Annotated in this window: 12 protein-coding genes; all 12 read left to right on the top strand. The window is 56.2% G+C overall.

Annotation, left to right across the window (positions count from 1 at the left end; translation table 11 throughout):
- Positions 1–128: 128 nt before the first annotated feature.
- On the top strand, positions 129–539 hold the full coding sequence (locus AC06DU_RS12960; RefSeq protein ID WP_016901077.1) for a TcpQ domain-containing protein: 411 nt from the start codon (positions 129–131) through the stop codon (positions 537–539).
- A 127-nt stretch (positions 540–666) separates the two neighbouring features.
- The gene (locus tag AC06DU_RS12955) at positions 667–1,686 is read left to right on the top strand and encodes a VirB8 family type IV secretion system protein (RefSeq protein WP_478202590.1); all 1,020 of its coding nucleotides are present in this window, start codon (positions 667–669) and stop codon (positions 1,684–1,686) included.
- Positions 1,683–2,450: a TrbG/VirB9 family P-type conjugative transfer protein gene (locus AC06DU_RS12950; RefSeq protein WP_478202589.1), complete on the top strand. Its 768-nt coding sequence runs from the start codon at positions 1,683–1,685 to the stop codon at positions 2,448–2,450. The genes AC06DU_RS12955 and AC06DU_RS12950 overlap by 4 nt, the downstream gene beginning before the upstream one ends.
- A complete protein-coding gene (locus tag AC06DU_RS12945) occupies positions 2,447–3,616 on the top strand; it encodes a TraB/TrbI/VirB10 family type IV secretion system protein (protein WP_065046832.1) in 1,170 nt (389 codons plus the stop codon). The genes AC06DU_RS12950 and AC06DU_RS12945 overlap by 4 nt, the downstream gene beginning before the upstream one ends.
- Before the next feature lie 14 nt (positions 3,617–3,630).
- On the top strand, positions 3,631–4,671 hold the full coding sequence (gene virB11, locus AC06DU_RS12940) for a P-type DNA transfer ATPase VirB11 (RefSeq protein ID WP_016901071.1): 1,041 nt from the start codon (positions 3,631–3,633) through the stop codon (positions 4,669–4,671).
- A gap of 62 nt (positions 4,672–4,733) precedes the next feature.
- A complete protein-coding gene (locus AC06DU_RS12935; RefSeq protein WP_166764998.1) occupies positions 4,734–5,561 on the top strand; it encodes a lytic transglycosylase domain-containing protein in 828 nt (275 codons plus the stop codon).
- A gap of 58 nt (positions 5,562–5,619) precedes the next feature.
- Positions 5,620–6,027 carry a TrbC/VirB2 family protein gene (locus tag AC06DU_RS12930; protein ID WP_102251821.1) on the top strand — a complete coding sequence of 136 codons (408 nt, stop codon included), beginning with the start codon at positions 5,620–5,622 and terminating at the stop codon, positions 6,025–6,027.
- Entirely contained in the window at positions 6,020–6,331 is a 312-nt protein-coding gene (locus AC06DU_RS12925; RefSeq protein ID WP_047130693.1) for a VirB3 family type IV secretion system protein, read from the top strand. The genes AC06DU_RS12930 and AC06DU_RS12925 overlap by 8 nt, the downstream gene beginning before the upstream one ends.
- Positions 6,332–6,432: 101 nt before the next feature.
- Entirely contained in the window at positions 6,433–8,886 is a 2,454-nt protein-coding gene (locus tag AC06DU_RS12920; RefSeq protein WP_478202588.1) for a VirB4 family type IV secretion/conjugal transfer ATPase, read from the top strand.
- Between the two features lie 64 nt (positions 8,887–8,950).
- Positions 8,951–9,697, top strand: coding sequence for a hypothetical protein (locus AC06DU_RS12915; RefSeq protein ID WP_167709125.1), 747 nt, complete (start codon positions 8,951–8,953; stop codon positions 9,695–9,697).
- A gap of 96 nt (positions 9,698–9,793) precedes the next feature.
- Positions 9,794–10,873, top strand: coding sequence for a TrbL/VirB6 family protein (locus AC06DU_RS12910; protein WP_102253876.1), 1,080 nt, complete (start codon positions 9,794–9,796; stop codon positions 10,871–10,873).
- Between the two features lie 23 nt (positions 10,874–10,896).
- Positions 10,897–11,391: a DUF4189 domain-containing protein gene (locus AC06DU_RS12905; protein ID WP_243850154.1), complete on the top strand. Its 495-nt coding sequence runs from the start codon at positions 10,897–10,899 to the stop codon at positions 11,389–11,391.
- Positions 11,392–11,501 lie beyond the last annotated feature (110 nt).

The raw sequence follows: 11,501 nt of genomic DNA, 5'->3' as shown, positions 1-11,501 counted from the left end.
GGCGGCCGCGCACACTCGATCGAGTCATCAACGGCAGATCCCCTCCGTCACCCGAAGGTGAGCGGAGCTGTTGTGCTGTCCGTCTTAAGCCCGAAATCTCATGAGTTGGAGAAGTCAGAGTGAATCCGATGTCTGTGTCCAAGCTGTCGCTGGTCTTGGTGGTCGCTGCGTTGGTCGGGGCCTGCGCGACCAAGCCCGCTCCCGATTTTGGTGGACGTTGGAAGCACGTCAATCACTTTGACGAAGCACCTACCGAAATTCCGCTCTACACCTCCTACACGTATCAGGCTACGCCGATGGACGGCACGTTGAAGACGATGCTGGAACGGTGGGCCACGGATTCCAACATGCAGCTGTCCTACAACCTGCCTTCGGACTACACCCTGATCGCCCCGGTCTCCAATATCAGCACCACCAGCGTACAGCAAGCCGCCACCGAGCTGAGCGCGGTTTACGCAGCGCAAGGTGTCTCGGTCTCGGTCTCTGCCAACAAGCTGCTGGTACAGCCGGTGCCGGTGTCGTCTGGAGCCAAGCTCTAAGAGCTGAACTGCTGATCCGATGCTCCCCGCATTCGGGTCGGTGAGCCAGCTCAAGCCTCCCATGTGTCCGCGCACGTCGCGGCGATAGTTTCAGGCCTGACAAGGCCCTACGGTGACGGATCTAGACATGTTGCGTAAGAAGGTCAGTGAAAAGGACGGATCTGCCCAAGTGGGTGCGGCCGTCCAGAAAGCGGTGAACTACGAGGTCAGCATCGCCGATCTCGCACGCCGCAGCGAAAAGCGTGCATGGATGGTGGCGACCGTTTCCATGATCATTACCGTCATGACGGCCGGCGGCTACTACTACATGCTGCCGCTGAAAGAGAAGGTGCCGTACTTGGTAATGGCGGACGCCTACTCGGGAACCAGCACGATCGCAAAACTCGAGGCGAATTTTGGTGGTCGGACGATCAGTACCAGTGAGGCATTAGCGCGCAGCAATATCGCCCGGTTCATTATTGCCCGTGAATCATTCGATCTTTCCATCATCGGTCAGCGCGACTGGAATACTGTATCGGCAATGGGTGCCACGAATGTTGTGAATGAATATCGAGCGCTGCACTCCGCGAGTAATCCGTTACGGCCCTTGAATACGTACGGAAAGCTGCGTGCCATCCGTATCAATATTCTGAGTATTACGTTGATTGGCGGAAAAGGACAGCCCTACAAAGGGGCGACCGTACGTTTTCAACGGACTGTGTACGACAAGAATTCGACGGTCTCTACGCTGCTTGACAACAAGATCGCGACAATGGGCTTTGCCTACCAAGATAATCTGGAGATGAGTGACAGCCTGCGAGTCGAAAATCCTCTGGGCTTCCGAGTAACTGATTACCGGGTAGACAACGACTACTCCTCGTTGCCAGCTGCCCCTGCCGGTGGGGCCGTGATCAACCCCCAGCCTCAGTCAGCGGCACAGCAGGTTGGTGCTGGCATGATCGATCCTGGCGCGGCAAACGCCTCTGGTGCAGTTCAGCAGGGGGGCGTCCCGTTGCAGCAGGGAGCACTTCCGCAGGGTGGCGTGCCTCAACAGCAGGTGCAGCCCGCCTTTCCCGATCAAATGCAGCCAGCAGCTCAGCCTGCGGCGCAGCCCGCGATTCAACCCCAGGGGATGCAGAACAATGTCAATGGAGCGAGTGGTCGATGAAACTTTTTAATCGGTACAGCGCTGCGTTATTTTCAGCACTGCCACTTGCAATATGCGCTTTCTCGGCTGCCGCTCAAGTGGTTCAGGAGTATGAGTATGCTCCGGACCGCATTTACCAGGTACGCACCGGTCTTGGCATTACCACTCAGGTCGAGCTAAGCCCGAACGAAAAGATCCTGGATTACAGCACAGGCTTCACTGGTGGTTGGGAACTGACGCGGCGCGCGAATGTTTTTTATCTCAAGCCCAAAAATGTCGACGTCGATACGAACATGATGATTCGTACGGCAACGCATTCCTACATTCTTGAGCTCAAGGTGGTTGCAACGGACTGGCAGCGCCTCGAGCAGGCGAAGCAGGCTGGCGTTCAATACAAGGTCGTGTTCACCTATCCGAAGGACACAAGCTTCAACAATGTCGAAGACGCGGATACGTCGAAGAAAGGCCCGTTGTTAAATGCCAAGATTTTGAAAGATCGGCGTTATTACTACGACTACGACTATGCGACACGTGCCAAGAAGTCCTGGCTTATTCCAAGCCGCGTCTATGACGATGGCAAGTTCACCTATATCAATATGGATTTGACGCGGTTTCCGACTGGGAATTTCCCGGCAGTTTTTGCCCGCGAAAAGGAACACGCGGAGGACTTTCTCGTCAATACCACGGTGGAGGGCAACACCCTGATCGTGCACGGGACTTACCCTTTCCTGGTGGTTCGCCATGGCGATAACGTCGTCGGTCTGCGAAGGAACAAGCAAAAGTGAACTCGAATATTCCAAACAGCCCTGATGAGCGCTCCCCGAACAATGGCGGGGAAGAGCTGCGCAACGGTGAGTACAACGAGCGCAACAATCCTTACTTTGCGCGTCAGCAGGCAGGTGCCGAACCGGACCTTGACGCCAATGAACCGGTGTTGCGTTCCAGCGACATCAAGCGTCTGAATCGCAAGGCGCTGGTGTTTCTGGCTGCCATTGCCGCGTTGTTGATTCTCGTCATCTTCTGGCTGGCGACACAAAGCGGAGAGGATTCTCCCCCGCCGAAACAGCGTACGGAGACGGTGGTTGCGCCAGCGTTGCCGCAGAACATGACTGCGCCGGTGGATGAGGCGCCAGTTCCACTCGCCCAGCAACCCAGCTTGCCGCCCCTGCCGCCAATGCCGACTGATGACAGCGAAGAGGGCAGCTCAGCGCCGGAGCGTCAGCGCGGCCCGACATTGCTGGAGCGCCGTATCCTTGCCGAATCTGCCGCAAACGGCGCCGGCATGCCCGGGCAAACGGCCGCTCAGCCCGCACCTGGCCAAGAAGAAAGTCCTGTTACGCTGGCTAAGCCGATCAGCAACCCGGATGGCCTGTTGGTACGTGGCACCTACATCCGTTGCATCCTGGAGACCCGGATCATTTCCGACTTCGGTGGCTACACGTCGTGCATCGTGACCGAGCCGGTGTACTCGATCAATGGCCACAACCTGCTCTTGCCGAAGGGTTCCAAGATGCTTGGCCAGTATGGCGCCGGAGAGCCGACGACCAGGCGCTTGCAGGTGGTGTGGGATCGCGTCACCACGCCGACCGGACTGGATGTCACACTGGTCGGCCCTGGTATCGACACGCTCGGTAGCGCCGGCCATCCGGGTGACTACAACGCGCATTGGGGCAACAAGATTGCATCGGCGCTGTTCATCAGCTTGTTGAGCGATGCATTCAAGTATGCGGCTGCTGAATATGGTCCAGAAACGACCACAATCGGTGTTGGCAGCGGAATCGTCACTCAGCAGCCCTTCGAGAGTAATACTGCTCGCAGCATGCAGCAGCTCGCCGAGCAGGCTGTGGAAAAGTCTGGGCGTCGTCCGGCAACCTTGACGATCAATCAGGGCACCGTGTTGAACGTTTATGTTGCCAAGGACGTCGATTTCTCGGCGGTCCTGCCGAAGTGAATGAAAAGCCTGCCATGACGATCGATGATTCCCCGACGGCGCGCATTTCGAATGATTTCCTGGATTACCAGTACTCTGTGCTGGGCATCCTGGACTACCTGAATTCGCCTGACGTGACTGAAATCTGCATCAATCGGCCTGGCGAGCTGTATCTTGAAACGATCCATGGGTGGCAGCGGGTCGACGTGCCATCCTTGACATATGACCGCGCCCGCCAGTTCTGCACGGCGGTGGTGAACGAAAGCAACACCGGGCAGCGTATTACCGATGCAGATCCCGTGGTCTCGCTGACGTTTCCTACAGGGCAGCGTGCGCAGTTTGTCATGCCGCCCGCGTGCGATGCAGGCAAGGTGTCCATCACCATCCGGCTCCCTTCCAAACACACCAAATCGCTCGAGCAATACAAGCACGACGGGTTCTTCGATGAGGTGCTGGAGCAATCGGCCGATGTCAGCGATCACGATCAGGAACTGCTGGAACTGCGCCGAAAGCGCGATTACGCAGAATTCTTCAAAAAGTGCGTGCTTTACAAGAAGAACGTCGTCGTTGCCGGAGCGACCGGTAGCGGCAAGACTACATTCATGAAGGCGCTCGTCAATCATATTCCGAGCGAAGAGCGCCTGGTGACGATCGAGGACGCACGTGAGTTGTTCATCAGTCAGCCCAATTCCGTGCATCTGCTGTACTCGAAGGGCGGGCAGAGTACCAGCAACGTAACGGCTAAAAGCTGCATGGAAGCCTGTCTGCGCATGAAGCCGGATCGCATCATCCTGGCCGAGTTGCGTGGTGATGAGTCGTTCTACTTCATTCGTAACTGCGCATCCGGGCATCCGGGTTCCATTACCAGTTGCCATGCCGGAAGTGTCGAGCAAACGTGGGACCAGCTGGCGTTGATGGTGAAGGCATCGAGCGAAGGCTCCGGTTTGGAATTCGAGGTGATCAAGCGTTTGCTGAGAATGACCATCGATATCGTGGTTCATATCAAGGCACACGCGGGGCGCCGGTTCATCACGGGCATCGACTTCGATCCTTTGAGAACCCTGCGCGGTGGTTGAAAGGTCAATCCTTTGGTTGGGGCTGGTTCGGTTTTGCAAGGAGTAATGACATGTTGCCTGGCATGGAACTGATGGGGTGCACTGGACTTGCTGTTCCTGGCGAGGTGATGCAGCACGTTGTCCGTGTCGAGTCGTCGCGCAATCCGTATGCCATCGGCGTGGTTGGCGGGCGGTTGGTGCGTGAACCACGGGGGTTGGCCGAGGCAGTGGCCACTGCCAAGATGCTGGAGCAGAAGGGCTACAACTTCTCCCTCGGACTAGGCCAGGTCAATCGCTACAATCTGCAGAAGTACGGACTCACCAGTTATGAGATGGCATTCGATAAATGCCCCAATCTGGTCGCTGCTTCGAGAATTCTGGCGGAGTGCCATTCGCGCTCCGGCGCCAATTGGGGCAAGTCGTTCAGCTGTTACTACTCCGGCAACTTCGAGACCGGCTTCAAGCACGGTTATGTCCAAAAGATCTATGCATCCATTCGTCAGTCGGTAGCATCCTCCTCTGGAGCCGAGCCCATTGCGGTCGTGCCGACGCGCCAGGTGCAGTTGCGGCCTGCCAACCCGTTGCGGCAAGCGGCCGCCGAACTGGCAGATGCGATCGTGTCAAGGCGTATTCAGGATTTTTCCGGTACGGGCCACACGGCGGCTTCACCGTCGGGGCCTATGCTATCCGCACCTTCAGCACCTTACTCTCTGCCGAATCGGGCCACCCCCGTGGCTCCAGCAGCGGAGAACGAGTTGTATGTGATAAAGCCGACGGGCCAAGGGCGTGGGGTAGCGTTGCCCGCTGTCGCACCGCAAGCCTTGACGCAGACCGACCAACCCGTAACTCCCGTCTCCGTGCCGCGTGCACCACAGACGGCTTCGCAAGTAGATAGCGCATTTGTTTTTTAGGATGGAAGATCGCCAAGGATATGGCTGCTGGACCCCCTCTGTTCCCAAGGAGTTAGACATGAAGTTTGAAATCGACAAGAAGACAATGGCAGATGCCAAGATGGTTGGCACTCAGGCGCTGAAGGCACTGGTGTTCATTTCGCTGCTGATGGTGGCAGGTGGCGCCGGGGCAGTAGATGAACTCGGCGGCACCGATACCCGGGTTTGCGGCTTTCTCAATAATGTGACGAAGCTGTTGAACATGGGCTCGATTGCTGTCGTCACGATCGCCGTCATCGTGGCGGGCTATCAGATTGCTTTCGCGCACAAGCGCATCTCCGAGGTTTCCCCGATCCTTATCGGTGGTGTTCTGATTGGCGCAGCTGGCCAGATCGCCAACATGATTCTTCAGAACAAGGAGGGTGGTGATGGCAACAGTTGCGAGGGAGTTGGCGCGTTGATTCAGATCGTTCAGCACTATGCATAAAGACGTTCTCTTCCGCGGCTGTACCCGTCCGGCGATGTTTCTGGGGGTGCCGTATATCCCTTTCTTCATCGGTGCGGGCGGTGGCTTGCTGCTGGGGATGTATATCAATCTTTGGTACCTGTTCACCATCCCCGTCATCATCTTTGGCATGCAGCAAATGGCAAAGAGGGACGAAATGATCTTCAGGTTGCTTGGATTGCGCTGGCTTTTCCGAATGCGCGTCCGAAACCTTCAGCGCTATTCCGGGATGTGGGTATTCACTCCCAACGAGTACCGCAAGGGGCCCCCGGGCAAGCCGCGATGAGCACGTGAAAAGGTCAGCCAACCCCATGCGCTCAATCCGCATGGGGTTGGTGTTTTAGCTAGTTCTTGGTGTGATGCTTTTCCTCTTACCTGGTAATACCCATGTTCAGTCCAGACAGTCCGATCGGCGAATTTGTTTCCATCTCGACACATGTCGCACCGTCCGTTGTCAAGACGACTGGTGGCGACTATCTGTTGATCTGGCATCTGGCCGGCTTGCCCTTCGTTGGGCGGGACGAATTTGAACTTGAGCAGCGGCACAATACGTTCAATCGGTTGTTGCAAACCTTGCGTGCACCGGACTTCGCCAATATCGCGTTCTGGGTTCATGACGTTCGCCGTCGTCGCAAGATCGGCGCCGGTGGGCGCTTCAAGCAACCGTTTAATCAGACCATGTCCGACGAGTATTACGCATCGCTATCCTCGCAAAAAATCATGCAGAACGAGTTGTACTTCAGCATGATCTATCGCCCGGTGGTGACGGGGCGGCGCATGGTCGAGAAATCTGCAAATCCTGACAGGATTCGTGCGGAGGAAGAGCAGGCCATCTCCAAGATCGTCGAGTTGGCCACTAACGTCGAGGCGGTACTGAAGGATTATTCACCTTACCGGCTTGGCATGTATGAGGCCAAGAATGGTGTGGTGTTTTCCGAGACGCTTGAGTTTCTCGGCTACCTGCTCAACCGGATCGACGAGCCTGTTCCGGTGCTGCAAGCCCCAGTGCCAGCGTATCTACCCGTCAGCAAGCACATGTTTGCCAACAAGACCGGCGATTTCGTTATTCGCACGCCGGACGGCATCAATCATTTCGGTGCGATTCTCAATGTCAAGGAGTATGCCGACGGAACCTATCCCGGCATTCTCAATGGCCTGAAGTATCTCGATTTCGAGTATGTGATGACGCATTCCTTCAGCCCGGTCGGTCGCCACGATGCACTGAAGGTGCTGGAACGCACCAAGGGCATGATGATTTCGTCGGGCGACAAATCCTCCAGTCAGATTCGCGACCTGGACCTGGCGATGGATGACGTGGCCTCCGGCAATTTTGTATTGGGCGAGTACCACTTCACCCTGGCCGTGTATGCCGACAGCCAGGAGAAGTTGGCAAGGCAGATCGCGACGACGCGCGCAGAGCTCTCCAATGCCGGTTTCGTCTCGGCTAAGGAAGATCTTGCGATCGCCTCGTCGTTCTATGCGCAGCTGCCGGGTAACTGGCGCTTCCGCACGCGTATCGCCAACTTGAGTTCGCTCAACTTCCTCGGTCTGTCGCCGTTGCATAATTTTGCCCAGGGCAAACAGCACAACAACCCTTGGGGCGATTGTGTGACCACCCTGCAGACTACTAACGGCCAGCCGTATTATTTCAATTTCCATGCGACGCACCCGGCCGAGAACTCCCTGGGTGAGAAGGCGATCGGCAATACGATGGTCATCGGCAAGTCCGGTACCGGCAAGACGGCGCTGATCAACTTCCTGTTGAGTCAGGTGCAGAAATTCGATCCGATCCCGACGATCTTCTTCTTCGACAAGGATCGCGGAGCGGAGATCTTCGTACGTGCCTGTGGCGGGAACTACTTGGCGCTGGAGAATGGCTCCCCGACCGGCTTTAACCCGTTCCAGTGCGAGCGCAATGAGGCCAATACTCAATTCCTTGCTGAGCTGATCAAGGTGCTCGGTGGCAAGGCCGAGTACAGCGCCCGCGAGGAGGAAGACATCTACCGCGCGGTGGAAGGCATGCTGGACACGCCGATGCATCTGCGCAGCATGAGCAACTTCCGCAAGAGCCTGCCCAACATGGGCGACGACGGGCTGTATGCGCGCCTGCGTCGTTGGACCGCCGGCAATTCGCTGGGCTGGGTGTTCGATAACCCGGTGGACACCATCGACCTGACGCGCGCATCGATCATCGGCTTCGACTACACCGACGTGATCGACAACGCTGAAGTGCGTGTGCCGGTGATCAACTATCTGCTGCACCGCCTGGAGGCGCTGATCGACGGGCGTCCGCTGATCTACGTGATGGACGAATTCTGGAAGATCCTGGACGGCAAGGGCGGCCTGAAGGAGTTCGCCAAGAACAAGCAGAAGACCATCCGTAAACAAAACGGCCTGGGCATATTCGCCACGCAAAGCCCAGAAGACGCCCTGGCCAGCGACATCGCTGCGGCACTGATCGAGCAGACCGCCACGATGGTGCTGCTGCCCAACCCCAACGCCAGCCGCGACGATTACATCGAAGGCCTCAAGCTGACCGATGCCGAGTATCAGGTGGTGGTCTCGCTCGACGAGCGCTCGCGCTGCTTCCTGGTCAAGCAAGGCCACGCCTCTGCGGTGTGCCAGCTCAACCTGCGTGGGATGGACGATGCACTGTCGGTCATTTCGTCCTCGACCGATAACATCGAGATCATGCATGAAATCCTGGCCGGCAAGGCCAGCAAGTTGGGCGTCACCGTCGATCAGCTGACGCCGGAGCAGTGGCTAAGCGATTTCTATGCCAACCGCAAGGGCTCGGGGAAGCGCAAAGCCGTCAAAGACAAGGAGGCCGAAGATGCGTAGTCACCATCATCGGCAGCACACTTTCCACGCATCAACTTCATCTGTGTCAGGAGGCAAAAACATCATGGCAACCAAGTTCAGACATTTTTCTCGCGTGTTCACGGGACTGGTGCTGCTCTGCATGGCCGGAGCCGCCAGTGCGCAGTGGGAAGTGGAAGACAAGAAGTTGAATGAGAAGGTGGAGCAGATTCGCAAGAACCAGACCATCAAAAATGGCGATGGTAAGGAATCCAGTGGCAAAGAGGTCGAGAAGCCAAAGGTGACTCTGCCGAAGCTTGCCGACGACTTCGGTGTGAGCGCGTGCTCTTCGTCCACCTCCGGGACGCCCGTCTCAAGTGTGCAAAAGCAGGTCTGCGAGATGACCCAACGCACACGCAATGCGCAGTACAACTACATGCTGGCGATGAATGAGATCACCGCCAAGCGTCTGGAGCGCCTACGCACGATCGAGGAAGAACGCAAGAAGATCGGCGATCAGAAGATCGGCGAGCTAGAGAGCAACACCAACAAGCTGCTCGCCCTGAAGGCGATGATGGATATTGACCGTCAGCAGATGGAGTCGGCGATGTTCGCCTACGACCAGCGCATCGCGTATCTGACGGACAAACAGACGGGAGCGGCATTGGCGGCGATGAGCGGCACCAAGCCGCCCGATCCCGAGGGCGAGTCCTCCTGGTGGTCTCAGATTACCGGCGATTTGATGAGCCTTGGTAAGACGGCCGTTGCGGGTTTGGCGATGAAAGGTGCGTTTGAGACCATCAGGAGTAAGGAGCCTGATGGCTACAAGCCCCTGATGATCGATGAGGATTGATACGCAAACACTGTGGTGGAAGCGTGTATTGCAATGGACTCAGTATCGGGCAGCAGTTGCCCCACGGCGCAGCCGTCTCAGTGGATGTGGTGACTTATGAATATCAGTGATTTCCTAACGAACATCGCTAACTACGAATTTTTTCGTCTCATCAACGACTACCTTCGTGACGAAATTTCCATCTTCCAGTGGGAATTGTTGCAGCGAACGACGGCTTGGGTGGGGATGGTGTCCCTAACAGTGTTGACGCTGTGGATCTTCATCCAGGGCTACCGCATCGTCACCGGCCAGTCGCGCGAAGCGGCGATGGGGTTGGTGGTGACGGCATTGCGCGCCGCGCTGATCATTGGGTTGGCAACGAGCATGGCCAAGGGCTCGCCCCAGCTGTATTGGACCCTGACCGACGGCATCAGTTCAGCGATTACTAAGACAGTCACAGGTGACTCCGATAGCCCCTACAAGTCGATCGACCAAAACCTGATGCTGATGCAGATGGCGTTGGCCGGGTTGGATCAGATCAAGACCGGCGGCGATAAAGAAAGCGAAGACGCCAAGAACCGGGCGCGCTGGTTCACGGGCATCGGCATGGCCGGCCCCGGCGTAGTGGCAGGCTCAATGCTGCTGTTGAACAAGCTTGCGATGGCGATGGTGGTGGGGTTTGGCCCGCTGTTCATTCTGTGTCTGTTGTTCCAGGCGACCAAGTCGCTGTTCAGCAAATGGCTGCTATATGGATTAGGTACCATGTTTTCATTGTCTGTGCTGACCTTTACCGTGAGCTTGGCGACCAAGGTGGTTGGAGCGGTGGGTGTGGCGTTTCTTGCGAAGTGGGCTGTCAGCGGCGGCAATGGTGAAGGCATTAGCAGCATGGCGTTGCAGCAGGGAGGAGTGGGCTTGGTGTTGACTACCTTGATACTTACCGCACCACCGATGGCGGCGGCGTTCTTCCAAGGCACGCTGGGCCAGTTTGCCCCGTATTCGGCGATTGGCTCGCTGGGTTCGTCTGATGCGGCGTCTAATGCCAATAGGCAGGGGCCGAATGCCCAGATGCCTCCGCCGGCTAGAGATTCTGGAGATACCGCTGTTCGTAATAAGGAAGGAGCTACCCCCACCATGCATAGAGAGTCGTCTTCACCTTCAGAACCAAGCTCTGGTAGCCGTGGCCTGGCACAGAAATAGATTTAACTATTTAGGTGATGCCAATGAATCGTTTAATTTCGATAATTGCTATTTCAGCCTGTCTTGCAGCTCCTCTGGTCGCATCTGGACAGACTAGATGCCCCATTGGCACTCAGATGGGCAGCATGCAGTGCATTCCGGACACCCCTGAAATGAATGGAACGCAAACACCTAGTTCGGCACCAACAGGCGAATGGATTAAGACATGGGGGGCGATCGCCAACTCAAGTAGTACTGGAGAGGCTGGGAGTGCCGTTGGTAAACTGTCTGAAGAAGAGGCGGAGAGAGCCGCTCTCCGCCAATGTGCTGTCGGTGGAGCCCGCGATTGTAAAGTTCAATTGACTTATAAAAATCAGTGTTCTGCTCTAGTGTCTTCAGATTCCGAAAGTTTTTTTCAAGCTTCTCCGACTGAGATTCGTGCAACCAGTCTGGCGAAAAAAAGCTGCAAAGCAAGCAATAGCGGTTCATGTAAAGTTGTTTATTCCGAGTGCACGAAGCCGATATTTATTAATAATTAATCCCTGAAGAAATTAGAAATTCAATTTTTATAGTTTATTTGTTTATTTGTTTATTTGTTTATTTGTTTATTTGTTTATTTGTTTATTTGTTTATTTGTTTATTTGGTGGT

This window comes from Xanthomonas sp. NCPPB 3200 (genome assembly GCF_056393585.1).
The sequence above is the reverse complement of the archived record's forward strand: the minus strand, read 5'-3'. Positions and strand labels throughout refer to the sequence as shown.

Coding starts and splice junctions, on each gene's coding strand:
- AC06DU_RS12960 (WP_016901077.1), top strand. CDS start 129: ATGTCTGTGTCCAAGCTGTCGCTGGTCTTGGTGGTCGCTGCGTTGGTC.
- AC06DU_RS12955 (WP_478202590.1), top strand. CDS start 667: ATGTTGCGTAAGAAGGTCAGTGAAAAGGACGGATCTGCCCAAGTGGGT.
- AC06DU_RS12950 (WP_478202589.1), top strand. CDS start 1,683: ATGAAACTTTTTAATCGGTACAGCGCTGCGTTATTTTCAGCACTGCCA.
- virB11 (WP_016901071.1), top strand. CDS start 3,631: ATGACGATCGATGATTCCCCGACGGCGCGCATTTCGAATGATTTCCTG.
- AC06DU_RS12935 (WP_166764998.1), top strand. CDS start 4,734: ATGGAACTGATGGGGTGCACTGGACTTGCTGTTCCTGGCGAGGTGATG.
- AC06DU_RS12930 (WP_102251821.1), top strand. CDS start 5,620: ATGAAGTTTGAAATCGACAAGAAGACAATGGCAGATGCCAAGATGGTT.
- AC06DU_RS12925 (WP_047130693.1), top strand. CDS start 6,020: ATGCATAAAGACGTTCTCTTCCGCGGCTGTACCCGTCCGGCGATGTTT.
- AC06DU_RS12920 (WP_478202588.1), top strand. CDS start 6,433: ATGTTCAGTCCAGACAGTCCGATCGGCGAATTTGTTTCCATCTCGACA.
- AC06DU_RS12915 (WP_167709125.1), top strand. CDS start 8,951: ATGGCAACCAAGTTCAGACATTTTTCTCGCGTGTTCACGGGACTGGTG.
- AC06DU_RS12910 (WP_102253876.1), top strand. CDS start 9,794: ATGAATATCAGTGATTTCCTAACGAACATCGCTAACTACGAATTTTTT.
- AC06DU_RS12905 (WP_243850154.1), top strand. CDS start 10,897: ATGAATCGTTTAATTTCGATAATTGCTATTTCAGCCTGTCTTGCAGCT.